The organism is Streptomyces daghestanicus (assembly GCF_020521275.1).
Taxonomy (GTDB): domain Bacteria; phylum Actinomycetota; class Actinomycetes; order Streptomycetales; family Streptomycetaceae; genus Streptomyces; species Streptomyces griseoviridis.
In genome coordinates this window covers 286,956-311,500 of sequence record NZ_BNDX01000008.1, presented here as the reverse complement: position 1 = coordinate 311,500, position 24,545 = coordinate 286,956, and the positions used below count along the sequence as shown (strand labels likewise).

The 24,545-nt window shown below is 71.6% G+C and carries 22 protein-coding genes; 11 read left to right on the top strand and 11 right to left on the bottom strand.

Annotated features, from left to right (window positions below; translation table 11 throughout):
* Nucleotides 1-55 precede the first annotated feature (55 nt).
* On the top strand, nucleotides 56-1,510 hold the full coding sequence (locus Sdagh_RS10885) for an NAD-dependent malic enzyme (RefSeq protein ID WP_226535015.1): 1,455 nt from the start codon (nucleotides 56-58) through the stop codon (nucleotides 1,508-1,510).
* Nucleotides 1,511-1,535: 25 nt separating this feature from the next.
* The gene (locus tag Sdagh_RS10880) at nucleotides 1,536-2,387 is read left to right on the top strand and encodes a fumarylacetoacetate hydrolase family protein (RefSeq protein ID WP_189423744.1); all 852 of its coding nucleotides are present in this window, start codon (nucleotides 1,536-1,538) and stop codon (nucleotides 2,385-2,387) included.
* Nucleotides 2,388-2,752: 365 nt separating this feature from the next.
* On the opposite strand, the gene Sdagh_RS10875 is transcribed toward Sdagh_RS10880, so the two are convergent.
* The 3 genes from Sdagh_RS10875 to Sdagh_RS10865 all read right to left on the bottom strand — a co-directional run bounded on the left by Sdagh_RS10875 (nucleotide 2,753) and on the right by Sdagh_RS10865 (nucleotide 4,985).
* Nucleotides 2,753-3,286, bottom strand: coding sequence for an alcohol dehydrogenase catalytic domain-containing protein (locus Sdagh_RS10875; RefSeq protein WP_190078291.1), 534 nt, complete (start codon nucleotides 3,284-3,286; stop codon nucleotides 2,753-2,755).
* Nucleotides 3,287-3,490: 204 nt separating this feature from the next.
* On the bottom strand, nucleotides 3,491-4,225 hold the full coding sequence (locus tag Sdagh_RS10870) for an NADPH-dependent F420 reductase (RefSeq protein ID WP_190011950.1): 735 nt from the start codon (nucleotides 4,223-4,225) through the stop codon (nucleotides 3,491-3,493).
* 115 nt (nucleotides 4,226-4,340) lie between these two features.
* The gene (locus tag Sdagh_RS10865) at nucleotides 4,341-4,985 is read right to left on the bottom strand and encodes a TetR family transcriptional regulator (RefSeq protein WP_189423750.1); all 645 of its coding nucleotides are present in this window, start codon (nucleotides 4,983-4,985) and stop codon (nucleotides 4,341-4,343) included.
* A 149-nt stretch (nucleotides 4,986-5,134) separates the two neighbouring features.
* Here Sdagh_RS10865 and Sdagh_RS10860 point away from each other — a divergent pair, with 149 nt between their 5' ends.
* The 3 genes from Sdagh_RS10860 (at nucleotide 5,135) to Sdagh_RS10850 (ending at nucleotide 7,543) form a co-directional block, all read left to right on the top strand.
* Nucleotides 5,135-6,154 (top strand): MsnO8 family LLM class oxidoreductase, encoded by a 1,020-nt coding sequence (locus Sdagh_RS10860; protein ID WP_189423752.1) that lies wholly within the window; start codon nucleotides 5,135-5,137, stop codon nucleotides 6,152-6,154.
* A gap of 84 nt (nucleotides 6,155-6,238) precedes the next feature.
* A complete protein-coding gene (locus Sdagh_RS10855) occupies nucleotides 6,239-6,955 on the top strand; it encodes an NADPH-dependent F420 reductase (RefSeq protein WP_190078292.1) in 717 nt (238 codons plus the stop codon).
* A gap of 285 nt (nucleotides 6,956-7,240) precedes the next feature.
* Nucleotides 7,241-7,543 (top strand): MerR family transcriptional regulator, encoded by a 303-nt coding sequence (locus tag Sdagh_RS10850; RefSeq protein WP_229879931.1) that lies wholly within the window; start codon nucleotides 7,241-7,243, stop codon nucleotides 7,541-7,543.
* A 410-nt stretch (nucleotides 7,544-7,953) separates the two neighbouring features.
* On the opposite strand, the gene Sdagh_RS10845 is transcribed toward Sdagh_RS10850, so the two are convergent.
* The 3 genes from Sdagh_RS10845 to Sdagh_RS10835 are packed head-to-tail and all read right to left on the bottom strand — an operon-like array spanning nucleotide 7,954 to nucleotide 10,555.
* Nucleotides 7,954-8,658, bottom strand: a complete 705-nt coding sequence (locus tag Sdagh_RS10845; RefSeq protein ID WP_190078294.1) for an N-acetylmannosamine-6-phosphate 2-epimerase — start codon at nucleotides 8,656-8,658, stop codon at nucleotides 7,954-7,956.
* Nucleotides 8,655-9,599 (bottom strand): ROK family protein, encoded by a 945-nt coding sequence (locus Sdagh_RS10840; RefSeq protein ID WP_190078295.1) that lies wholly within the window; start codon nucleotides 9,597-9,599, stop codon nucleotides 8,655-8,657. The genes Sdagh_RS10845 and Sdagh_RS10840 overlap by 4 nt, the downstream gene beginning before the upstream one ends.
* Entirely contained in the window at nucleotides 9,596-10,555 is a 960-nt protein-coding gene (locus Sdagh_RS10835) for a dihydrodipicolinate synthase family protein (protein ID WP_190078296.1), read from the bottom strand. Before Sdagh_RS10835 ends, Sdagh_RS10840 begins: the two co-directional genes overlap by 4 nt.
* Before the next feature lie 164 nt (nucleotides 10,556-10,719).
* Between Sdagh_RS10835 and Sdagh_RS10830 the strand changes: the two genes are divergently transcribed.
* Entirely contained in the window at nucleotides 10,720-11,424 is a 705-nt protein-coding gene (locus Sdagh_RS10830) for a FadR/GntR family transcriptional regulator (protein ID WP_190078297.1), read from the top strand.
* Nucleotides 11,425-11,530: 106 nt separating this feature from the next.
* On the opposite strand, the gene Sdagh_RS10825 is transcribed toward Sdagh_RS10830, so the two are convergent.
* The 4 genes from Sdagh_RS10825 to Sdagh_RS10810 form a co-directional block, all read right to left on the bottom strand.
* Nucleotides 11,531-12,988 (bottom strand): sialidase family protein, encoded by a 1,458-nt coding sequence (locus tag Sdagh_RS10825; protein WP_190078298.1) that lies wholly within the window; start codon nucleotides 12,986-12,988, stop codon nucleotides 11,531-11,533.
* A 70-nt stretch (nucleotides 12,989-13,058) separates the two neighbouring features.
* Entirely contained in the window at nucleotides 13,059-14,363 is a 1,305-nt protein-coding gene (locus Sdagh_RS10820) for an SGNH/GDSL hydrolase family protein (protein ID WP_226535013.1), read from the bottom strand.
* Nucleotides 14,364-14,378: 15 nt separating this feature from the next.
* On the bottom strand, nucleotides 14,379-15,383 hold the full coding sequence (locus Sdagh_RS10815) for an acetylxylan esterase (RefSeq protein WP_189423766.1): 1,005 nt from the start codon (nucleotides 15,381-15,383) through the stop codon (nucleotides 14,379-14,381).
* 155 nt (nucleotides 15,384-15,538) lie between these two features.
* Nucleotides 15,539-16,279 (bottom strand): FadR/GntR family transcriptional regulator, encoded by a 741-nt coding sequence (locus tag Sdagh_RS10810; protein WP_189423769.1) that lies wholly within the window; start codon nucleotides 16,277-16,279, stop codon nucleotides 15,539-15,541.
* A gap of 158 nt (nucleotides 16,280-16,437) precedes the next feature.
* Here Sdagh_RS10810 and Sdagh_RS10805 point away from each other — a divergent pair, with 158 nt between their 5' ends.
* From Sdagh_RS10805 to Sdagh_RS10785, 5 genes are all read left to right on the top strand, one after another.
* The gene (locus Sdagh_RS10805) at nucleotides 16,438-18,039 is read left to right on the top strand and encodes an ABC transporter substrate-binding protein (protein ID WP_190078299.1); all 1,602 of its coding nucleotides are present in this window, start codon (nucleotides 16,438-16,440) and stop codon (nucleotides 18,037-18,039) included.
* Between the two features lie 74 nt (nucleotides 18,040-18,113).
* The gene (locus Sdagh_RS10800) at nucleotides 18,114-19,064 is read left to right on the top strand and encodes an ABC transporter permease (protein ID WP_189423773.1); all 951 of its coding nucleotides are present in this window, start codon (nucleotides 18,114-18,116) and stop codon (nucleotides 19,062-19,064) included.
* A 1-nt stretch (nucleotide 19,065) separates the two neighbouring features.
* On the top strand, nucleotides 19,066-21,039 hold the full coding sequence (locus Sdagh_RS10795) for a dipeptide/oligopeptide/nickel ABC transporter permease/ATP-binding protein (protein WP_190078300.1): 1,974 nt from the start codon (nucleotides 19,066-19,068) through the stop codon (nucleotides 21,037-21,039).
* A complete protein-coding gene (locus Sdagh_RS10790; RefSeq protein ID WP_190078301.1) occupies nucleotides 21,036-22,016 on the top strand; it encodes an oligopeptide/dipeptide ABC transporter ATP-binding protein in 981 nt (326 codons plus the stop codon). Before Sdagh_RS10795 ends, Sdagh_RS10790 begins: the two co-directional genes overlap by 4 nt.
* A complete protein-coding gene (locus Sdagh_RS10785) occupies nucleotides 22,013-22,951 on the top strand; it encodes a dihydrodipicolinate synthase family protein (RefSeq protein ID WP_190078302.1) in 939 nt (312 codons plus the stop codon). The genes Sdagh_RS10790 and Sdagh_RS10785 overlap by 4 nt, the downstream gene beginning before the upstream one ends.
* A gap of 551 nt (nucleotides 22,952-23,502) precedes the next feature.
* Here the strand turns inward: Sdagh_RS10785 and Sdagh_RS10780 are convergent.
* Nucleotides 23,503-24,486: an alpha/beta hydrolase family protein gene (locus Sdagh_RS10780; protein WP_226535011.1), complete on the bottom strand. Its 984-nt coding sequence runs from the start codon at nucleotides 24,484-24,486 to the stop codon at nucleotides 23,503-23,505.
* Between the last annotated feature and the right edge of the window lie 59 nt (nucleotides 24,487-24,545).

Below are 24,545 nucleotides of genomic sequence, written 5' to 3'. Positions count from 1 at the left end.
CCACACGGCAGCTCCCCCACGCCGCCGCGTGTCAGGACAGATGAGGACCCATCCCATGAGCACGCCCAGCGTCTCCTACTCGATGACCATCCGGCTGGAGGTTCCTGCGGCCGGCAACGCCGTCTCGCGGCTCACCGCCGCCATGGAGGCGCTGGGCGGCTCGGTGACCGCTCTGGACGTCATCTCCTCCGACACCGACCGTCTCGGCATCGACGTCACCATCGCCGCCGGCTCCACCTCCCACGCCGACGAGATCGTGCAGGAACTGCGCGGCATCGAGGGCGTCACGCTCGGCAAGGTCTCCGACCGTACGTTCCTGATGCACCTCGGCGGCAAGATCGAGATGCAGTCCAAGCACCCCATCCGCAACCGTGACGACCTCTCCATGATCTACACCCCGGGCGTCGCCCGCGTGTGCATGGCGATCGCGGAGAACCCCGAGGACGCCCGCCGCCTGACCATCAAGCGCAACTCCGTCGCGGTCGTGACGGACGGCTCGGCGGTGCTGGGCCTGGGCAACATCGGCCCGAAGGCCGCGCTCCCCGTCATGGAGGGCAAGGCGGCCCTGTTCAAGCGGTTCGCCGGGATCGACGCCTGGCCGATCTGCCTGGACACCCAGGACACCGACGCGATCGTGGAGATCGTCAAGGCGATCGCCCCGGGCTTCGCCGGCATCAACCTGGAGGACATCTCCGCGCCCCGCTGCTTCGAGATCGAGGCCCGGCTGCGCGAGGCCCTGGACATCCCCGTCTTCCACGACGACCAGCACGGCACCGCCATCGTCGTCCTCGCCGCCCTCACCAACGCCCTGCGCGTGGTCGACAAGGGCATCGAGAGCGTGCGGGTGGTCATGTCCGGCGCGGGCGCGGCCGGTACGGCGATCCTGAAGCTGCTGCTGGCCGCCGGGGTGAAGAACGCCGTCGTCGCCGACATCCACGGTGTGGTCCACGCCGGCCGCGAGGACCTCGTCGACGCCGCCCCCGGGTCGGCGCTGCGCTGGATCGCGGACAACACCAACCCCGAGGGCCTCACCGGCACCCTCAAGGAGGCCGTGCGCGGCGCCGACGTCTTCATCGGCGTCTCCGCCCCGAACGTGCTGGACGGCGACGACGTGGCCGCCATGGCGGACGGCGCGATCGTCTTCGCCCTCGCCAACCCCGACCCCGAGGTCGACCCCGCCGTCGCCCGCCGGACGGCCGCCGTGGTCGCCACCGGCCGCAGCGACTTCCCGAACCAGATCAACAACGTGCTGGTCTTCCCGGGCGTCTTCCGCGGCCTGCTGGACGCCCAGTCCCGCACCGTCAACACCGAGATGATGCTCGCCGCCGCGCAGGCCCTGGCGGGCGTCGTCACCGAGGACGAGCTGAACCCCAACTACATCGTGCCCTCGGTCTTCAACGACAAGGTCGCCGGCGCCGTCGCCGGCGCCGTACGTGACGCCGCCGAGGCCGCAGGCGTCACGGCACACACCCACACCGAAACCACACCGCGCTCCACCACCGCGCTCTGACCCGTGACCTACTGAAAGACCCCTCATGTACCTGATGCGCATCGGGCCAGCCGGCTCCGAGCGGCCCGTCGTCCGGATCGACCAGCACACCTACATCGATGTCACCGACCTGGTCAGGGACTACGACGAGGCGTTCTTCGCCGCCGGCGGCCCTCGTCTCCTGCACGACGCCGTCACGGAACGCCTCGCCGCTGGTGCCGTCAACCGCTTCGCCGGGGAACGGATCGGCGCTCCCATCGCCCGGCCCCACCAGATCCTCGGCGTGGGCGCCAACTACCGCGTCCCCGGCGCCGACGCCTTCCCCGCCGATCCACTCGTCTTCTCGAAGGCACCCAACTCCCTCTGCGGCCCGTACGACCCCGTCCTCATCCCACGGGGCTCGGTACACACTGACTGGGAGGTGGAACTGGGCGTCGTCATCGGCACGCGCAGCCACTACCTGGCCGACGACGACGCCGCCACCGCCGCCATTGCCGGATACGTCCTCGTCAACGACCTCAGCGAGCGGGCGTGGCAGAAGGGCCGCGGCGGACAGTGGATCATGGGGAAGTCCGCGCCCACCTTCAACCCGTGCGGCCCCTGGCTGGCCACCCCCGACGCTGTCGGCGACCCCGCACGGCTGCGCCTGTGGCTGGACCACAACGGCACACGCCGTCAGGACGGCACCACGGCGGACATGCTCTGTGACATCCCCCGCATCATCCGCCACCTCAGCCAGTTCGTCGTCCTGGAACCGGGGGATCTCATCAACACCGGCACCCCCTTCGGCGCGGGCAAGGACCTCGACCCGCCGCGCTACCTTTCCCCCGGTGACACGCTCACCTGCGGCGGCGACGGACTGGGCAACCAGCACCAAGCGGTCATGGCTGCGTCCTGACCGCTTCGGCCGTTGCGAACACCAGTTGGCAGCCACGTCGTTCAGGCCGTCGATGAGTGCCTGGGTGACGTCCTAGGTGGAGGCGGTCACGTCGACGTCGAGGGTGAGGTGAAGGTGAGGGTGTCGGTTCCAGTCACGGTCTCGATCGCCGCGTTCGGCCTACTGCTGCTCGTTTCTGGTCACCGCCGCTGGCGTGCAGACTCCACCGCCGGGATGCCTCTGATCAAGCGGGCACCCCGAGAGCACCGGCGACTGCGGAAGATCTGAGTCGACGGCTGCGACTATCGGCAACACCTGGATGAGCGGGCCGTCCGGCTGGGCATCGACCTGGCCTCTGGCCCCGTGGCTTCAGGCGTTCGAAGCCGTCACCGGCCGGGGGCTTTAGCGGGGGTTTCCACGGCCTGGGCGGTGGTGCCGCCCCGGCCGATCACTCCGACGCGCATGCCGTTGGTCAGGCCGCCGGCGGTGACCATGGCGTGGTAGGAGGTGATGCCTGAGTCGGTGGCCGTCGCGCCCATCTCGAAGGACAGCTCGTCGGGCAGCCGTACGAGGTTGACGTTGGTGGCGCGGATCTTGGGCCCGTAGCCGCCGTCCCAGGCGCCGTAGCCGATGGCGTCGCCGTCGGGCATCACCGGCGTCAGTCCGATACGGTCGCCGACCTTCCACTCGTCCATGCCGGGACCGACCTCGCTGATCACCCCGGCGTTCTCGTGGCCGAGTGTCATCGGAATGCGCGGGAAGGACTGCATCCACTTCGGGTCATCGAGGGCGCCGACGTCGGAGTGGCACAGGCCGGCGGCCTTGACAGCGATGACGACCTCGCCCGGGCCCGCGTGCGGTTCGGGTACTTCTTCGCGGGTCGGCGGTCGGCCGGTGCCGTGGAATCGCCACGATTGCATGTGTCTCACCTGTCTTGTGTTCACGGCGGACACGCGGGGGCGGTGCAATCGCCGACGTGTGTGCCGCACCGGATGTGCCTGCGGTGTTCGTAGGGGATCAGGGTGCTGCCGTGGTGGCTGCCCGCTCGCGGCGGGCCCGTGGGGCCGGGCCCGCCGTCGCACTACCGGCGCGGCTGGCGCACGGGTTGAGCGGGGTGATGCTGGTCAGCGGTGGGCGGCGCGGTTCATCTCGACGACGTCCTCCCGGGTGGGCGTCTCACCGAGGGTGGCGAAGCGCTCCAGCATGCTGTCGCGCACGCGCGCGTCCTTCTCTCGGTCGGCGGCGGCGAGCGCCGCGGGCAGCTCGTCCAGGGTCAGCTCGGTGCAGTAGGCCGGGCCCATGGGCTGCTGGCGCCAGGAGTCGGCGAGCACGCCGGCGTCGTAGGGGTCGAACCCGGTGTCGTCGACGAGCTGCATGGCCACCCGCCGGGCCTCAGGGGAGTCGGCGGCGACCGGGAGAGCGATACGGCCCTCGGTGCCCGCGGGCATGCCCATGGTGCGCTGGGTCTCCGCCAGGGCGGCGTTCCACGCCTTGACGACCGGACGGCCCAAAAGCTCGGCGTTGCGCACGCTCTCCACCTGGCCGTTCTCGACGGCCTCGATGCGGCCGCTGAGGTGGGGGTAGTAGTTGGTGGTGTCGATGACCACCGTCTCCTCGTCGGCGTGGGCGAGCGGGCCGGCGAGTTCCGGGACCCGGTCGAAGGGGATGGACATGATGATCACGTCCCTGGCCCGCACGGCGGCGTCCAGGGCCACGGCGCGGGCGCCGTCCTCCAGCACATGGGCCGGCACGGCCTCGGGGCCCCGGGCATCGGCGACCTGCACGTCGTGACCGGCCGCGCTGAGCTTGCGGGCCAGATTCCCGCCGATCGCACCAGCGCCAATAACGGTGATTTTCATGATTTGTCCTATCTGTGGGTGCACTGCTCCTAAGGGCAGCACGGGGTGATGGCGGGGCGAGCATGCCCGCGCCGGGGTCATGGGCGTCGATGGCGGGCGCGGGCGCCCGGTACGGCTATTCGGGCGTGTGGCCCGTTTCGTGCAGGCATCCCATCGCCTGGTCCGCCAGGTCGGACAGGGACGCGGTCCCGCCGGTGGCGATCCATGCGTCGGTGGCCGCATCCAGGCAGGAGATCGCCGCTGCGGTGAGCGCGTTCGCCCGCATGTCGGTGACCGGACCGGCAGATTCGCCGAGGCGGCGGGCGACCTCCGGGGCGATCATGCTGTGCCAGCCCTGGGTCTTCTCCCAGTGCCGCGTCATGAGTACGCACGCCTGGCTGAGCAGCCGCACCATGTCCGCGGGCGATCCGGGCCTGCCGGGCCCGGCCTCGGTGATCACGTCGAAGGCGCGGCGCAGCGCGTACCAGGGGCTCTCGTCAGCGGGACGGGCGGCGAGAGCGTCGGCGACCTGGCGGCCGTACTCGCCCACCCGGCCGAGCACGACTTCCTCCTTGGTGCCGAAGTACCGGAAGAACGTGGTGCGCGACAGGCCGGCCGCGGCGGCGATCTGCTCCACGGTCGTGTTCTCGAAGCCCTGCTCGGCGAAGAGCCGGAAGGCGACGTCGCTGACCTCCGCGCGCATCGCGGCACGCGTCCGCTCACGCAGCGAGGCGCGCTTGGGCGGCGCGGGGGTGGAGGGGGTCTTCGTGGGGTCGGCCATGCCACCGAGTGTACACAGACCCAAAGTGGAACGGAGTACCAAATTGGGTTACGGTTGCAGCTACCGACTCCGTACCACAAGCGGAAGCGGCACTCCCATCGCCCCGAGACATCAGCCCTGAATCGGGCGGTAGCAAGGAACGGCAGACCGTGAAGCTCTCCCTCGTCGAACTGGCCACCGTCGCCCCCGGCACCGACAAGCCGCAGGCCCTGAACGACGTCCTCGACGCCGCCCGGCAGGCCGAAGACCTCGGCTACCACCGCATCTGGTACGCCGAGCACCACGACACCGCCGGCTTCGCCGCCCAGGCCCCGGAGATCCTCATCGCCCTGGCCGCCCGCGCCACCTCACGCATCCGGGTCGGCTCCGGCGCGGTCCTCCTCAACCACTACAGCCCCTACAAGGTCGCCGAGACCTTCCTGCAGCTCGAAGCCCTCGCCCCCGGCCGCATCGACCTCGGCCTCGGCCGCGCCACCGCCGGCCCCCTCGTCGACCTCGCCCTGCGCCGCGACCGCCACACCCCGCCCGCCGACGACTACAACCAGCAGATCGAAGAGGTCCTCGCCCACCTCGGCCTGCACCCCGACCACGGCAGCGCCTTCGCCCGGCTGGACCCGCCCGCCGGCATCCCCACCCGGCCCCAGGTGTGGATCCTGGGTTCCTCCGGCACCAGCGCACAGACGGCCGCGGAACTCGGCCTCGGCTACGCCTTCGCGGGCTTCATCAACCCCGACGCCGCCCCCCGCGCCCTGCTCCGCCACGGCGCGTACGCGCACGCGGTCACCGGACCCGCCGACCGGCGCGCCCTCCTGGCCGTCAGCGCCGTGGTCGCCGACACCGACGCCGAGGCCCGGCGCCTCAGCTGGACCAGGACCGCGCTGCTGGCCCGCACCATCCGCACCGGCACCTCCACCCCCGTGCCCACCGTCGAGGAAGCCGCCGCCGAGCTCAGCGACGCCGAGAAGAACGCGCCCACCGTCATCACCGACGGACGCTGGCCCCGCCAGATCGCCGGCAGCCCCGCCACAGTCCGCGACCAGATCGAGCAGATGACCAAGGCCACCGGCGTCGACGAAGTCATGATCCAGGACATCGTCGCCGACCCCGAGGCCCGCGCCCACTCCCGGACCCTGCTCGCCCAAGCCCTCGGCATCTCCCCCGGTGCCTGACCTGCACCACATCCCACATCCCACCACCGGACGCGCCCCGGGCCCACCCGGGGCGTCCCCCTCACGAAAGAAGGCTGAACAGCAATGACGACGCTGGGCATCATCGGAAGCGGCAACATCGGCAGCGCCGTCGCACGGCTGGCCATCGCCGCAGGCATCGACGTGGTGATCGCCAACTCCCGCGGTCCCCAGACCCTGACAGAACTCATTGAGGAACTCGGACCGCGCGCCACCGCCGGCACCGTCGAACAGGCCGGTAGAGCCGGGGAGACGACCCTGCTCAGCATCCCGCTCACCGCTTACACGCAGCTGCCCGCCGGGCTGCTGCGCGACCGCCTCGTCCTCGACACCGGCAACTACTACCCCTACCGTGACGGCCGGATCGCCGAACTCGACTCCGGCGACCTGACCACCACCGAACTCGCCCAGCGGTGGCTGCCCGGCGCCCGACTGGTGAAAGCCTTCAACAACATCCTCGCCCACCACATCCCCCAGCTCGCCCGACCCGACGCAGCCCCCGACCGCACCGCCCTGCCCATCGCCGGCGACGACCCCGCCGCCAAGACCCAGGCCGCACAACTGATCCACCGCCTTGGCTACGACACCGTCGACGCCGGATCCCTCGCCGAAAGCTGGCGCTTCGAACCCGAATCCGGCGCCTACACCCCCATCTACCTCGCCGACTCCAACACGGCCCCGCAGAACATGCTCCAGGCCCCCGCCGCACCCTTGCCCGCCGACACACTGCGCGCCACGCTGCAGACCAGCAAGCGGGCCAAGGTTGCCGAACGCACCTTCTGAAGATCTTTCAGCCCCCTCGGGCGGTGCGAAGACGACGCCTTCCTTGAGGCCACCCGCCGCCGAACCGCCCGAGCCGTGCAAGGCCGATCTTTCGCACAAACGACGGCGAACTCAAGCGGTCAACTCACCGCTCTTCAGGAGGCCACGACAGACTTCCGTGTGAGTGCGCAAGCCCATGCGTCTTGCATGGACGATCGTTGCGTGCGTGGGTGCTGGCATCCAGGTCGGCCCGGCGGAACGTGCGAAGGCTGCGAGCTGTCCAAGAAGACCGGAGTCCCCACCCGGATGCTCCGGTACTACGAAGAGCAGGGACTCATCACACCGCGCCGTCTCGACAACGGGTACCGCGAGTACGACGAGTACCTCATCGACCGCGTACACAAGATCCGTGGACTGCTCGACGCGGGCGTCCCCACGCGCATCATCGGCGACATGCTGCCCTGTCTCGACCAGGGCCCGGAGATCGTGGTGACAGATCCGGACCCAGAGCTGCGCGAGATGCTGCTCGCGCAGCGCGAAAAGATGACTGAGCGGATCGCTTTCCTGGAGCAGAACCGCGACGCACTGACCCGTTATATCGGCTGGTGAGCCGGGCCCGGGAACCAGCGGGCAAGCGCATCGAGAAGGTTCCGTACGGTGGGCCCGGGCCGGAGTTGTTCGGCCCAGGCGGTCCGTGTCGACCTTGCGCCGGTACAGGGGGCTGCGGCGCACAACGCCATCTTGTACTCGGCGTACAACTGGTCGGCGTCCAGCCCTGTGAGCTGGGCTTCGTAGGCTGGGTGGAGGCTCTGCCAGCGCCGGGGACTCCCTCGGGACGTTCTGCCCCGCATGACACGCGCCACGTGTCCATCGCGGCCAGTCCGCGTCCGGCTTGAAGCGGGCGCAGCAGGCGGGCGTGAACCGCCGGGTCGCGGGCCGCGACGCCATGTGCCTCCGGGACCAGCCGTCCCCGGGCGCGCGGCGATCTCCGCGGTTCCTCCGGTCAGCCTCGTACCAGATCAGAGATCATCTTCCTGGCCGCCTCCCGCCCGCACCAGTGCGCCGACGAATCTCGCAGTCAGAGCGGTCGGCGCGGTGATGGCCGTGCCGACCACGACGCTGTGGGCGCCGCAGGCGAGTGCCTCCGCAGCCTCCTCGGGGGAGCTGATCCGTCCTTCGGCGACGACCGGTATGGAGATCGCTGCCGCGAGCGACGACACGAGAGCCAGATCCGGGCCGGTTCGCCTCGGCGTCCCGGGAACGTAGCCGGAGAGAGTGGTCGAGACGAAGTCGGCCCTCTGCGCGGCGGCGGTGACGCCCTCGGCGAGCGTGGCGACGTCGGCCATGACCAGGGCTCCCGCCGCGTGTACGGCGTTGACCAGCTCGGCGAAGGTGGAGCCGTCCGGGCGCGGCCGGTCGGTGGCGTCGGCGGCGACCACGGTCGCGCCGGCCTCGGCGACGGCCAGGGCGTGCCGGACGGTCGGGGTGATGTACACGCCGGTGTCGCCGTCCTTCCACAGGCCGATCACCGGCAGGTCCACGGCCGCCACGATCGCGGCGACGACCTCGGGCTCGTCGGCGCGGATCGCGGAGCCGCCGCCGGCGGCGGCCGAGCGGGCCAGACGCACCAGGGTGGCGGTCTCCCGCATGGGGTCGCCGGGGGGCGCCTGGCAGGAGACGATCAGCCGGCCCCGGAGCGCTTCGGCCAGGTGCTGTGCGGTCATCGGTGTACTCCCGGGTGGTGGAGGGGGAGGGTGGTGGTGAGGGCCGCGGCGCCCCGGACGGCGGCGTCCTTGCCGTGGAGCGGAGGCGCGGGGGCGAGCCCGCGCAGGGGTGGCATCAGCTCGGCGGCGAAGGCGGCGGCCAGTGCGTCCCGGTACAGCCCGCCGATGCGGGGCACCCCGCCTCCGACGACGACCCGATCGGGCCCGAGCGTGTTGGCGAGGCCCCCCAGGGCCCGGCCCATGGCCGCCGCGCCGGTGGTGATGGCCTGTACGGCTGCCTGGTCGCCCCCGGTGGCGAGGGCGGCGACCGTTTCGAGGCGGTCCGCCGCCCTGCCGGAGAGCCGCTCGTAGTGGGCGGTGATGCCGGGACCGGAGGCGATGACCTCCAGGTGTCCGACGGCACCGCAGGTGCACGGCAGCCCGGCCGCCTCCGCGCTGGGCAGATGGCCGAGGTGCCCGGCGATCCCGGCCGCGCCGTGCAGCATTCGTCCGTCGACGGCGAGGGCGCCGCCGACCCCCGTGCCCACGGCCGCGAACAGCAGCGAGCCGCGGCTGCCCGGCAGAGCGGCGAGCTCCGGCCCGGCGGTGGCGCGGACGTCGTTGTCGCAGGCCACCGGCAGGCCCGTACGGTCCGCGAGGCCGGTGCCGAGCGCGGTGCCGGCCCACCCCCGGATGGAGTCGGTGGCGCTGGTGACCCTTCCGCTGAGGGGGTCGACGACCCCGGCGGCAGCGACGCCGACAACCGTGGCCCGAGCGCCCGGGTCCACCGCGGCGGCGGCCTCGGCGAGGGCGTCGAGCACCGCCGTCGCGCCCTCCCGGGCGGGGGTGGGCCGGGTGTGCCGGGCCAGCACCCCGCCGTCGGGTGCGAAGAGCGCGGCCGCGATCTTCGTGCCCCCGAGGTCGAGGCCGGTGACCACGGCCCCGGTCGTCCGCGCGGTCATCGGACCGGCGGCAGTCCGGCGCCGCGCAGCCGCTCCGCCACGAAGGCGACGGATCCGGCGGAGAGCGGGAGCTGCGGGAAGACGGTGGCGCCGTGGTCGACGACGCCGAGCAGCCGCAGCGCCTCCTTGAAGGAGCCGAGCGCCGAGGAGCTGCGGCCCATCTCGTGCTCGGGGCCGGCGTCGACCATGGCGAACAGCTCGATGAGCCGTTCCTGCTCACGGGCGGCGAGCGTCCAGTCCCCGGCGCGCGCGGCGTCGTACAGCCGCACATAGCCGGCCGGGTCCACGTTGCCGAGGCCGGGCACGACCCCGTCGGCACCGGCCAGCAGGGCGGCGTCCACGGTGAGCTCGGAGCCCGTCAGCACGCTGAAGTGCGGCACGGGGCCCCGGGCCCGCCCCTCCCGCCCGCCGAGCTCGACGACGAGCCTGCGCAGCCCGCCCTCGTCACCGCTGCTGTCCTTGAGACCGGCCAGGGTGCCGTCCTCGGCGAGTTCGCGGACCAGCGCGGCCGAGAGCTTGGCGTGCACGGCGACCGGAATGTCGTAGGCGAACAGCGGCAGGTCGACGTCGGCCCGCAGCCGGCGGAAGTGCCCGGCGATCTCCTTGGGGTGCGTGCGGGTGTAGAAGGGCGCCGTGGCGACGAGCGCGTCGGCACCCAGTTCGCTGGCGATACGGGCGTGCTGGACGACCCGGGGGGTCGTCGTGTCGATGACCCCGGCGAGGACCGGGACCCGGCCCGCGGTCGCGGTGACGACGGTCTCCAGGGCGAGGGCGCGCTGGGCGTCGGTCAGGTAGACGGCCTCGCTGGTCGAACCGAGGGCGAAGAGCCCGTGCACGCCACCGTCGACGAGGTGTCCGACGAGCCGGGTGAGGGAGGCCGTGTCGACCTCCCCGCGAGCGTCGAGCGGCGTACAGACCGGCGGGACGACGCCGTGCAGCGGTGCGGTCAAGGACATGGTGAGGGAGCTCCAGCTCGTTCGGGGCGCCGGTCTGTGGCGCGAAAGGCCCACGCGACCAGGACATGAGACGTAAGATGTCTTATGTCTCGGCTCACCTTAAGCCGATGCCCCGGCGGCCGGTCAAGAGGCGGCGGGCCGACGACACATGCAGGAGGACGGTTGTGGCCCGCACCACCATGGCTCAGGACATCGAGCGAAGGATCAAGGAACTGATCCTCGACCGGGCTCTTGGCCCCGGCGATCCGCTGCCCACCGAGACCGAACTGATGGAGCTGTTCTCCTCCGGGCGGGTCTCGGTCCGCGAGGCGCTCAAGGCGCTGCAGGCCGTGAACGTCGTAGAGATCCGGCGGGGCTTCGGGACGTTCGTCGGCTCGCTCTCCCTGACGCCCTTCGCCGAGGGCCTGGCCTTCCGGGCGGTCGTGCGGCAGGGCCGGGGCGAGCCGGGGCTCCTGGAGCTGATGAGGGTGCGGGAGGCGCTGGAGACCGGACTGGTCGGCACCGTCACCGCCGGCGTCCCCGCGGAGGACCTGGCGGTCCTGAGGGCTCTGGCCGCCGCGATGGAGACCGAGGCCGCCCGGGAGGGCAGGGTCGCCCGCGCCACCGACCGGGCCTTCCACCTCGCGCTGTACGCCTCGCTCGAGAACCACCTCCTCAGCGAGGTGCTGGACGCCTTCTGGACGGCCATGGACCGGGTGCGCGCGAGCGTGGACGACGGCCGTCAGGACCCCGCCGTCACCTGCGCCCAGCACCACGAGATCGTCGCCGCGGTGGCGGCCCGTGACGGTGCTCGCGCGGTGCGGGCCATGCGCGCCCACTTCGATGGCATCCGCTCGCGTCTGGAGTCCGCCGCGGCCGTGCCCACGTAGGTGGGGCCGGGCGGCGCGGGCCCTTGCGCCCGTGAGGGGACATGGCGCCGCCCCCACCGTCGCGGCCGGGGCGACGACGGGGGCGGCGGCTGCCGCGGGCCGGCGGTTACGGAGTCACCGTCACCGTCCGGCTGCCGGATGCCTGCTTGCCGTCGGCCTTGTAGGTCACGGTCAGCTCCGCGTTTCCGGAGGCGCCTGCCGGAATGGTGACCGGGACCTCGACGTTCGCGCCCTCGCCCGGACGTGTCGCCGGGAACGCCACCTGCCGGGTTGTCCAGCCGGCGGGGACCGTCAGGTCGAGCGTGCCTGCGCTGCGGGTGACGTCCATCCGGTTGACGACCCGGACGGTCACCTCGGTGGTCGTCCCGGCCCTCATCGTCGCAGGGGGTGTGATGGTGATGTCCGCGCAGGTGCCGCCGAGCCACCGCAGGTCGAATGAGGAGTAGGTGATGTGCCGGTAGTTGTCGCGCTCGTACAGGAGGCCGAGCCGGCCGTCCGGCAGGCGTGTCAGGGTCGAGTAGGCGGCGCTGTTCGGGTTGACGACCTTGCGGATCGGCCAGGTCTTCCCGTTGTCGCAGGACATCTTCACGGTGAGGTTGTTCCGCGAGGTGCTCTCCGTGTTGCTGAACAGCAGCCATGACGCCTGGGGGTGTGAGGCTGCGACGTCCGGGGCGTACCGGATGATCGAGCCGTTGTTCGCCGGGTCGGGCAGGCGGGTGTCCTGGGTGAACGGCGTGTAGTTGACGCCGCCATCGGTGGAGTAGGCGATGGTGCGGTAGGGCGCGGAGCGGTTGTTGAGCATGATCCGGCCGTCGCTGAGTTCGACGGTCTTGTTCTCGTCGCCGCCCGGGCCGACCGGGTTGCCCGTCTTCCAGGTCTCGCCGTGGTCGTCGCTGTAGGCGCTGACGGCGTAGTTGGCCCCGTTGTTGCGGATGGCGTACTGCTGGATCAGCCTGCCCTTGTACGCGCCGTTGCGGACCTGGATGCCTTCTCCGGAGGCCGCGAACATTCCGGCCCAGGCGGGGTTCTTGACCTGCTTCGTGATGCGGCGGTGGGTCCATGTGAGGCCGTCGTCGTCGGAGTAGCTGTAGTCGGCCTGGAGGATGTCGGGGTCGTTCTCGTCGTTGCCTGTGCCCGAGCCGAAGAAGCCCTGGTTCACGGAGCCCGCGTAGAAGACGAAGATGCGGCCCGTCCCGCGGTCCACCAGCAGGCTGGGGTCGCCGAAGCCCTTGGGCGCGGCCTCCTTGCGGACGACCTGCTGGCTGTGCCAGGTGGTTCCGCCGTCGGTGCTGCGCCGCAGGACCACGCCGAGGTTGCCGGGCAGGTCACCGAGGGTGGGGCGGGCGTCGTAGGCGGCGAGCAGCGTGCCCTTGACGGAGGTGGTCAGCGCGGGAATACGGTAGTAGGGAGATCCGACGCCCTGGGTCGCGATGTCCTGGGAGGTCAGCGTGCCGGGGGCGGCCGCGGTGATGGCTGCGGCGGGGGGAGACGCGTGGGCTGTGCCGACCGCGGTGACCACCATGACGGTGGCGGACAGCATGGCGACGGATACTCTGCGCTGCATGGACGATCTCTCTTCCGGTGAGGGGGAGATGTGCGGAGGGAGCGGAGCGGCGGCTGCGTGAACCGACGCGTCAGGGAATGGAGAGGGCGCAGACCCGGCTGCCCGTGTCGAAGATCTGGAGATCCCTGATCATCTTCAGTGCGATCCGGTGGTGACCCCGCTCGTTCGGGTGCGGCCCGTCGTCGAGCAGGGACAGGGGCACCTGGCCGCCGTTGCCGGTCAGCCAGTCGTCGTGGTGATCGACGAAGACGGCCTCCTGCCGCGCGGCCACCTCGCCCATGACCCGCGCGTACGCCGAGAGCCCGGTGCGGCCGGGCCAGCGGGCCGGATCGACCGGGTTCGGCGCCTGGAGGACCGGCAGGGGCGAACCGGGCAGCGCGCGGACCGAGCGGACCAGGGAGACGAGGTTGGCACGGTACTGCTCCAGGCCGAGGCCCGAGGCCGCGATGTCGTTCGTGCCGATCATGATCGAGACGACTTTCGGCGAGAAGGCGGTGACGCGCTCGTCGAAGAACGAGACGAGGTCGGCGCTCGTGGCCCCGCTCACTCCCGAATCGACCACGAAGTCACGGTTCTCGGGCTTGCCCAGTTCCCAGCGGACGCGCTCGGTCCAGTGTTCCGGGTAGCTGCGCCACCCGTTGGTGTGCAGGGCGCCGTGAGTGATGCTGTCCCCGGTGAAGACCCAGGTGGCGGGCGTGTCGCTGTTGAGGATCGTCGAGATCCGGCCGTGATCGGCGACGACGGGGAGCGGGCACTGCTCGACCAGTTCGGCCGGGTCGAGGACCCGGTTCCACACCGCGGCCCGCTCGATGGTGCCGGTGAAGAACCACTCGCCGGTGCGGTGGTCGCTGTCGAGGTTGGCGCCGAGCGTCAGCGCGGTCAGCCCTGACACGCTGCCGAAGAACGGGCGCTCGGCCGTGTCGAACACGGCTCGGCCGCCCGCGTGGAGACGGGTGCCGGTGCTGTCGACGGTCACGGCGACCGTGTGCTGCCGGCCGTCGTCGTAGCGGGTCCTGGTGGTGAAGTCGACCAGGACACCGCCCTGCTGCCGCACCGAGAACTGCAGTGCCCCGCCCTGAAGGGCCAAGGTGAGGTCGGAGGAGGGGACCGCGGGGTCGGAGGCGCTGATCAGCGTCATCGCCGCGTTGTGGCTCGTGGTGCGGAAGGTGGCGAGGATGGTGCCCGTGGTGAGAGGGGCCACCGCCCCGGCCCAGGACGACAGGTCGACGTGCTGGGCACCGTTCAGGGCGGTGACGGTGCGGTGATCTACCAGGGGGCCGCTGGGGGAAGCCGCGGCGGCGCCCCCGGCCAGGGGGCCGGCCAGCGCCGCGGCGCCCGCGGCGCCCGCGGCGAGAAGCATGCAACGTCTGCGCACGGAACGTCCTCGCTGTCAGGGATGGACGGCCCGCCCGGTCGGGAGGCCGGCGAACAGGGAGCGGACCCAGGCGAGTTGTTCGGCCCGGTGGTACTCGGCGCCGCCTTCGTGGCCGTTGAACTCGTAGACCCGCACGTCCTTGGGGCCCGCGTAGCGGTTATAGGCCGTGAAGCACGTGGAAGGCGGACAGACCTCGTCCATCATCGCGATCGAGAACAGTGCCGGCGCGGTCGCCCGGGTGGCGTGCTGGGCGGCGTCGAAGTACGACAGCGTGCGGAAGACCGACGCGGTGCGGTCGCGGTAGAGCTGGAGGTAGGAAGCGACCTCGGTGTACGGCGGCGCGGCGGCGATGCGTGCCGCCCGGGGGATGTTGCACAGGAACGGCACGTCCGGCATCACCCCGGCCAGCCCCGGCACGAGCCCTGCCACAGCCAGCGCGATGCCGCCGCCCTGGCTCACACCGGTCACCACGATGCGGGAGGGATCGACCTCGGGGTGGGCCCGCACCGCCTCCACACATCGGACCGCGTCGGTGAACACCCGGCGGTAATAGTGCGTCGCGGGGTCCTCGATGCCCCGGGTCAGAAAGCCCGGGACGGTCCCGGCCGAGCCGGGGTGGGTGTCCGGGGTGTCTCCGGTCGCCGCCGACCAGCCCTGGCCGCGGGTGTCCATGACGAGGTGCGCATATCCCGCACAGGCCCACATCAGCTGCTCGTGCGCCAGGCCCCGGCCGCGTCCGTACCCGAGGAACTCCACGACGCAGCCGAGCGGTCCGGTGGACTCGGCGGGCATCCGCAGCCATCCCCGTACGGGCCGGCCGTCGTACCCCGGGACGCTCACGTCGTACGTGCGCACCTGAACCAGGCCGTTGTCGACCCGTTCGAACCGGGGCCGGTCCGGGGAGCCCCCGTGCGGCGCCCCGCCCAGGGTCTTTGCCCAGAACTCGTCGAACCCGTCGGGAAGGGGGAGCTCGGGCCGGTAGGCGCGGCACTCCGCGAGGGTGAGATCGGCCGACGGCATGGCGGTGCCCTCCTGGGGACGTGGAAAGCGAATGGACAGAAGACGTCAGATGTCCTGTGGGCGAACCAGACCGTAGGGAGCCGCGGTGCCGCGCGTCAAGGGTCAGAGCCGTCGCGCTCCGCGTCCACGGGCCGGTGGGAGCGCGACGGCGGGAATCAGCCCCGGCTGCGCGCCCTGGCCTCGGCGATCCGCAGCCTGACCGGCGCGTAGTGCTCTTCGAGGGCCTTCAGGAAGGCGGTGGTGTCGCCGGCGCGCGCGGCGTCCACGATGTTCTGGTGCGCGGCGACCGTCGCGGCCTCGTCGGCGTGGGTGAAGCCCCGCAGGTGCGGCGCGACGATCGTGTAGACGTCCCAGAAGGCCATCGAGAGCTGGCCGATCAGGTCGTTGCGCAGGGGGGCGACGAGCAGGGCGTGGAACGCCCGGTCGGCCGCCACGAAACCGTGTCCGTCGCCCGCCCCGGTCTCGCGCATGGTCACCACCAGGCCGTCCAGCGTGTCGAGCTGTTCGGCGCTGAGCGAGGAGACGATCCGGTCGGCCATCCCCCGCTCGAAGAGCTCCCGCACGTCGACCAGGTCGGCCATCACCCGGAAGTCGTCGTCCGGGGAGAGCAGGCCGCGGAAGGTGAGGCTCTCCACCAGCGCCGACAGGCTGAGCCGGCCGACGTACGTACCGTGGCCGTGGCGCACCTCGACGATGTCGAGGGCGTCGAGGATCTTCACGGCCTCCCGGACGCTGGAACGGCTGGCTCCGAGGGCTTCGCAGAGGGCCGGCTCCGTGGGCAGCGGGTCGCCGGGACGGAGCCTCTCGTCGAGGATGTAGCGCTTGATGCCCTCGACGACCTCCTGTCTCAGCAGGGTGCGACCGGGGCGCGTGCCGGACTTGGGTGAACTCCCCACCTCTTGACCCCTCTCGATTGTCAAGCTACGTTCCCACGCTATCAAGGCATCGGACATCTGACGTCTGATGCTTGGGCTCGTCGGGGGCCCGTCAGCCTTCCCAAGTCGTTCTCCACCCCTTTCCGCCCCTTTCCACCCCAACGTCCCTTGGAGGACCCGTGCCCGAGCTGAGGCCAGCCGGCATCGAGCGCCGCACTTTCCTGCGTTGCACCAGCGCCCTGGGCGCGGCCGTCGCCGTCACCGCCGGCCTCTCCGCCTGTGGCGGGCCCTCCTCGACCGCCGACCAGGCGGACGAGGGCGGCGGCAGCGAGGGCAACGGCACCATCGAGGCCGGCCTGTCGTATCCCCTGTCGACCGGGTTCGACCCGGTGATCACGTCGGGCGCCACGCCGTACGCCGCCAACATGCACATCTTCGAGGGGCTCGTCGACCTCGACCCGGTGACGCTCATGGCACGCCCCACGCTCGCCACCGGGATGCCGCAGAAGATCAACGCCACCACCTACCGTGCCACGCTCCGTGACGGTGCGACCTTCCACGACGGCTCACCGGTCACCGCCGAGGACGTCGTGTTCAGTTTCGAGCGCATCCTGGACGAGAAGAACGCGTCGCTGATGGCGCAGTTCGTGCCCTTCATCGACACGGTCACCGCGGTCGACCCCAAGACGGTCGAGTTCAAGCTCAAGTACGCCTTCGCGCTCTTCCCCTCGCGCATCGCCGTGGCGCGGATCGTGCCGAAGAAGATCGTCGAGGCGGACGCCAAGGGTTTCGACGCCAAGCCCGTCGGCTCGGGGCCGTACAAGTTCATCGAGGCGACCCGTGAGGACAAGATCGTCTTCGAGCGCTTCGACGAGTACAACGGCCCCCACCCGGCCAAGGCCAGGAAAATGGTCTGGCGCCTGATGTCGGACCAGTCGGCCCGCGTCAGTGCCATGGAGTCCGGCCGCGTCCAGGCCATCGAGGACGTCCCGTACATCGACGTCAAGCGGCTCTCCGCCACCACGAAGACCGAGTCCGTGCAGTCCTTCGGCCTGCTCTTCCTGATGTTCAACACCGCGGACAGGCGGTTCGCCGACAAGCGGGTCCGCCAGGCCCTGCACTACGCGCTGGACACCGAGAAGATCATCACCACCGCGATGGTCGGCAACGCGACCGCCGCGAGCGGGTACCTGCCCTCGACGCACCCCGACTTCCACCGGGCCGCCACCGTCTACACCCACGACGTGGCCAGGGCGAGGAAGCTGCTCACCGCCGCGGGCGTGGGCAAGCTCAAGTTCACCGTCCTGACCACCGACACCGGCTGGGTCAAGGACATCGCCCCGCTGCTGAAGGAGAGCTGGGCCGAGGCCGGCGTCGAGGCCACCCTCAGCATCGCCCAGTCCGCGGCCCAGTACGCCAAGGTCGACGGCGGTGACTTCGAGGTGGTGGTGGCGCCGGGCGACCCCTCGGTCTTCGGCAACGACGTGGACCTGCTGATGCGCTGGTTCTACTACGGCTTCTGGCCGGAGAAGCGCTACGGCTGGTCCAGGACCGCCGAATACAAGCAGGTCAAGCAGCTCCTCGACAAGGCCGCCCAAGCAGCGGACGAGGAGACGCGCAAGCAGGTGTGGGGCCGGATCACCGACCTCGTCGCCGACGAGGCCGCGCTCTACCCCATCCTTCACCGCAAGCTGCCGACCGCATGGAACGAGAAGGCCCTGTCCGGCTTCAAGCCGCTGCCGACGACGGGCCTGTCCTTCGTGGACGTCGGCCGCGCCTGACGTCCACCCGGTGCGGGCCGGCGCCTCCCCGCCGGCCCGCGCCCGCTGTCCGCCCAATCGCAAGGAACCCGACGATGGTTGCTTTTCTCCGGCTCGCGCTGCGCCGCGTCGCGATGATGCCGGTGATGATCCTCGGCATCGCGCTGCTGGTCTTCGTGGTGCTGCAGTTCTCGCCGGCCGACCCGGCCTACAACGCGCTTGGAGAGAGCGCCGGCCCCGAAGCCAGGGAAGCCTTCGCCGAGGCCAACGGGCTCAACGACCCGCTGCCGATCCGCTACGTCGACTTCCTCGGCCGACTGCTCCACTTCGACCTCGGTATGACCGTCCCGCCGAGCCAGCCCGTGATCGACCGGATCACCGCGGCGTTTCCGCTCACCCTGCAGCTGACCTTCCTCGGGCTTCTCCTCGCGGTGGCCCTCGCCGTCGTCGGCGGTGTGCTGGGCGCGATGTACCGCGACCGCTGGCCCGACCAGCTCTTCCGCGTGCTGTCCATGGCCGGGGTCGCCATCCCGTCCTTCTGGCTCGGCGTCCTGCTCATCCAGCAGTTCGCGCTGAACACCCGGATCTTCCCGACCGGCGGATACACCAACCCCGCCGACTCGTTCAGCGGCTGGCTCACCACCATGGCCCTGCCCGCCGTCTCGCTCGCCGTGCCCGTCGCCGCCTCGCTCGCCCGCCTGGTGCGCACCTCGATGGTCGCCGAACTCGACCGCGACTACGTCCGTACCGCCCAGGGCAACGGCCTGCCGGTGTTCCTGGTGATCCGCTCGGTGCTGCGCAACGCGCTCGTCACCCCGCTCACCGTGCTGGGCGTCAAGGTCGGCTACCTGCTCAGCGGAGCCGTCGTCATCGAAGCGATCTTCGACCTGCCCGGCATGGGAAAGCTCATCCTCGAAGGTGTCACCGGCGGCGACGTCGCCCTGGTCCAAGGCACCGTACTGACCATCGCCATCGCCTTCCTGGTGGTCAACGTCATCGTCGACCTGCTCTACCTGCTGGTCAACCCGCGCATCAGGACGGTGTGACATGTTCACCACGGGCCGGCTGGCCAAGAAGCTCTCCCGACCGGGCATCGCGCTCCGCTCGCTCCCGACGACCTCCCGCATCGCCCTCGGCGTCCTGGTCGTCGTCGTCCTCGGCGCCGTACTCGCTCCCCTCCTCACCCAGGACCCCCTGACCACCGGCGTCCCGGTCCAGGCCCCCGGCGGCGACCACTGGTTCGGCACCGACCGGGCCGGCCGCGACGTCTTCGCCCGCGTGGTGCACGGATCGCGCTACTCCCTGGTCATCGGCCTCGGCGCGACCGCCGTCGCCCTGATCGCCGGAGCCCTCCTCGGCGCGCTCGCCGCCACCTCGCGCAAGCTCGGCGACGAGTCCGTCATGCGCACCCTCGACGTCGTCATGTCGTTCCCGCCGATCGCCCTCGCGGCCGTCCTGGTCGCCGTCTTCGGCACCAGCATCCCGGTGATCATCTTCACCGTCGCCTTCGTCTACACCCCCTCGCTCGCCCGCGTCGTCCGCGCCAACGTGCTCGCGCAGTACGGCGAGGACTACGTCGCGGCCGAGAAGGTCATCGGCGCCCGCCGCGGCTACATCGTGCTGCGTCACGTCGCCGTCAACTGCATGGCGCCGGTCATGGTGTTCGCCACCGTCATGGTCGCCGAGGCGATCATCTTCGAGGCCAGCCTCTCCTTCATCGGAGCCGGTGTGCAGGACCCCGACCCCAGCTGGGGCAGCGTCCTGGCCTACGGCCGGCAGATCCTCCTCGCCGGCGGCTGGTGGGCCACCTTCTTCCCCGGACTCGCCCTCCTGATCACCGTCCTCGCGCTCAACATCCTCTCCGAAGGGCTCACCGACGCCTCCGCCGCGCCCAGGAGCGCCCGCGCCGCCGTCCCCGCCACCGCCACCACGGCTCCCGACCCGGTCGAGGCCGCCGCCACCGTCGACATCGACGCCGCCCTCGCCAGGCTCGCCCGGCACCTCGACGCCACCGAGCCGACCATCACCCCGGTGCGCGAGGACGCCGACGCACTCCTCGTCGTCCGCGACCTGGCCATCCGCTTCCCCGACCGCTACGGCGAGACCGCCGTCGTCGACCGGCTCAACCTCACCGTCCACGAGGGCGAAACCCTCGGCCTGGTCGGCGAGTCCGGCTGCGGCAAGTCCATCACCAGCCTCGCCGTCATGGGTCTCCTCGCCCGCAACGCCCAGGTCAGCGGCGAGATCCTCTACCGTGGCCGGGACCTTCTGAAGCTCCCGCCCAAGGAGCGCCGCGCCCTGATGGGCCCCGAGATCGCCATGGTCTACCAGGACGCGCTCTCCTCGCTGAACCCCTCCGTGCTCGTCGGCACCCAGCTGAAGCAGCTGACCTCGCGCGGCGGTACGAAGACCCCCGCCGAGCTGCTCGAACTCGTCGGCCTCTCGCCCGAGCGCACCCTGCGCAGCTACCCGCACGAGCTCTCCGGCGGACAGCGCCAGCGTGTTCTCATCGCCATGGCCCTCTCCCGCAGCCCACGCCTGCTCATCGCGGACGAGCCGACCACCGCCCTCGACGTCACCGTCCAGGCCCAGGTCGTCGAACTCCTCATCAAGCTCCGCGACGAACTCGGCTTCGCCATGGTGCTGGTCAGCCACGACCTCGCCCTGGTCGGCGACCTCTCGCACCGGGTCGCCGTCATGTACGCGGGCCGGCTCGCCGAGGTCGGCGACATCCGCTCCGTCCTCACCGACCCCGCCCACCACTACAGCCGCGGCCTCCTCGGTTCTGTGGTCTCCCTCGAAGCCGGCGCCGACCGGCTCCACCAGATCCGCGGGGTGGTCCCCCCGCCCCAGGGCTTCGGCGAGGGGTGCCGATTCGCCGGCCGGTGCGGCGCCGCCACGGAGATCTGCCGCACCACCACCCCCGTCATCACCCTGCGCGGCACAGCGGAGGAACACGGCTTCGCCTGCCACCACCCGGCCGGCACGGCCGCCAAGAAGCTGGAAGGGAGTGCCCTGTGATAGGGCTCCACGGCGTCCACGTACGCCACAAGGCACGCAGCGGCGGCATATTCAGCCGCGACGCCGTACACGCCCTCACCGACGCCACCCTGGAGGTCGAGCGCGGGGAGATCGTGGGACTGGTGGGGGAGTCCGGTTGCGGCAAGTCCACGCTCGCCCGCGTGCTGACGGGACTGCAGAAGCCCACCGAGGGCGAGGTCCTCTTCCACGGGCGCGACCTGTGGAAGATGACCGGTGCCGAGCGGCGCGACGGCTTCGGCTCCGCCGTCGGCGTCGTCTTCCAGGATCCCGCCACCGCACTCAACCCCCGCCTCACCGTCCGGCAGATCCTCCGCGACCCGCTGGACGTGCACCGGCGCGGCACGCGGGAGGCGCGCGAAGCCCGGGTGGAGGAGCTGCTCGACCTGGTCGGACTGCCCGGCCACACCCTCGCCGCCCTGCCCGGGCAGCTCTCCGGCGGCCAGCGCCAGCGCGTCGCCATCGCCCGCGCCCTGGCCCTGGAACCGGAACTGATCGTCGCCGACGAACCGACCTCCGCGCTCGATGTCTCCGTACGGGCCCAGGTACTCAACCTCCTGGTCGACCTGCGCGAACGCCTCGGCCTCGGCATGGTGTTCATCTCCCACGACATCCAGACCGTGCGTTACCTCGCCGACCGCGTCGCCGTCCTCTACCTCGGCCGCATCGTCGAGGAAGGCCGGGCCTCCGACGTGGCGGGAACCCCCGCCCACCCCTACACCGAGGCACTGCTCTCCGCCACCCCCAGCCTGCTGGAGACGACGGAACGCATCGTGCTCACCGGCCCCGTGCCCTCCGCCACCAACCCGCCGACCGGCTGCCCGTTCCGGACCCGCTGCTGGAAGGCGGACGACGAATGCGCGGGCGTCTTCCCCGTGGAAACCCTCGGGCCGCGCGAACGCCGCTGGCACTGCATCCACCCCGGAACCTCCGTCACGCCCGCGAGGAGCACCGCATGACCACCCCCGCCCGGCTCTGCTCCGGGGTGATCCCGCCCGTCGTGACCCCGCTCACCGCCGACGGCGAACTCGACCGCTCCTCGCTGGAACGGGTCGTCGGACATCTCCTCGACGGTGGCGTCGACGGCCTCTTCGCTCTCGGCAGCTCGGGCGAGACCGCCTACCTGACGCCCGCCCGGCAGGACGAGGTCGTCAAGGTGATCACCTCGACGGTGGCGGGCCAGGTCCCGGTCCTCGTCGGGGCCATCGAGACCACCACCGACCGGGCCGCCGAGCGGGCCCGTGCGGCGGCCGCCCTGGGCGCCGACGCGGTCGTGGCCACCGCGCCCTTCTACACGCGCACCCACGTCACCGAGATCGACCGCCACTTCCGGGACCTGGCGACCGCCGTCGACCTGCCGCTCCTGGCGTACGACGTGCCGGTCTGCGTCCACAGCAAGCTGGACCCCGAACTCCTGCTGCCGCTCGCGGCGGACGGGGTGCTCGCCGGGGTGAAGGACTCCAGCGGCGACGACGGATCCTTGCGACGCCTGGTCATCGGAGCGCGCGATCTCCCGGAGTTCTCCATCCTCACCGGTCATGAACTGGTGGTCGACGCCATGATGCTGAGCGGCGCCCACGGCTGCGTGCCCGGTCTGGGCAACGTCGACCCGCACGGTTACGTCCGGCTGCACGAGGCGGCGGTGCGAGGCGACTGGGCCGCGGCCAAGGCCGAGCAGGACCGGCTCGTCGGCCTGTTCGACATCGTCCGGGCGGCCCGCCCCGGCACGGCCTCGGCGACGGCCGCAGGTCTGGGCGCGTTCAAGACGGCCCTGATGCTGCTCGGCATCATCGCCACCAACGCGGTGAGCCCGCCCATGCGCCGTCTGGACGAGGCGGAGACGGCCTCCGTCGGCGCCTGTCTCGCACTCGCCGGCCTGTCCCGAGCGCGGTAGTGTCCCGCCGCACAGGTCTCCGGACCGCGTCGTCTCCCGGCCGGCCGGGGGCGCCGTCAGCGATGGACGCCGCTGTCAGCGGCAGTCCGCCGGACCGGGCGCCGAGGGCGTGGCCGCTGCCCTTCGATGCGGCGATCCCGTACGGGTCGGGCGCGCCGCGGCATGCTCCGCTCCGACACGTTCGTCGAGCGGCAACCGGCTGAAGGACAGCACCGTCGCCGTGGGCGTCGTGAGGATCGGCCCGTTTCCCGGAGGCCGGGCCACGTGGGCCGTGCGCTGTCGACGTCTCCATGGCAGCGGACGGTCGCCGTGCGGGACGCCACGTCACGTGCCGGGCGTCTCCTTGCGGCGAGCGGCGGCGTTGTCGGCGATGCCGTCCGCCACGGGGCGGGCGACACAGGGGAGACACGTCGGTTCGTGCGAGGCACTCCGCGGGCGCCGGGTCCCCCGAGAAGCGGTCCCGCGCGTCACGCGGTGAGCGGTACGCGCCGGCCGCCGGGTGACCGGGCCCTCGGGGGCCGCTCCGGCCGGGCCGCCGTCGTGCGCGTCGGCTACCTCGACTCGACGCGTCCGACCGGCGTGGCGCTGTCGGCGAGTACCGCGGTGGCCCGGGGCCAGGCCGGGTCCCGCGGGTACAGCTCGCTGCGCAGATAGGCCCAGACGAGGGCTCGTACGGCGGCGACGCGGTCGGGGTTCTCGTCGGTGGTCTCGGCCGCGTCGAAGGCCGAGATGCCGCCCAGCCCGTGCTCCGCGTCGAAGATCTCCAGCATGGTCTTCGGCACGGGAGCCGCCGTGTAGGCGTCGCTCCGCCAGTCCTGCCGGCCGGAGAAGAAGGGGTTCTGGTCCTTCGTGCCCACGACGACGAGGACCTTCGGGGTCATCCCGTCGAAGGCGGTCGTGGTGAGCGGCGCGTAGGGCTGGGCCGCCGGGCCGTCCAGGTCCTCGCCCCGGCCGGGTGCGGCGATCATGACGCGGGCGCCGAAGCGCTCGTCGACGGCTCCCACCGTCGAACCGTCGCTCGCGTCGGTGATGGTCTGGCCCGAGACCAGGCCGACCGTGTGGCCGCCTGCCGAGTGGCCGACGGCGGCGATCCGGCCGGTGTCCACACGTCCCGCCAGTCCCGGAACGGCGCGTTCGATGTCGCCGAGGCCGTCCACGATCCGGCGGAGGTCGTCGGCCCGCGACTTCAGGTACAGCGGCGCGTCCGGGTCGTCGGCCTCGCGCAGACCGAGGAAGGTGGCGTCGAGGTGCGTGGGCTGCAACACGACGAAGCCGTGCGCGGCCCAGAAGTCGACCAGAGGACCGTAACCGTGGAACGAGGGGACGAACGTCGACGGGCCGTGCCCGTGCGAGAAGACGATGACCGGCAGTTCCGTGCCCGTCGCCGGGGCCGTCACGCGGACCGCCAGCGGGACCGGGCGCCCCGGGACATCGATCAGTACGGGGTAGTGGGAGGAGACGGGGGTGGGGGCCGGTACCGGGAAGCCGGCGGCGTACGTCGACGGGTCCTTCGTCACGGGAACGGTTTCCTGCACGGTGTGCTCCTTCTCGGGGACTTTGCCGGAAGGGGGTGATCCCGCCGACCGTGGCTCCA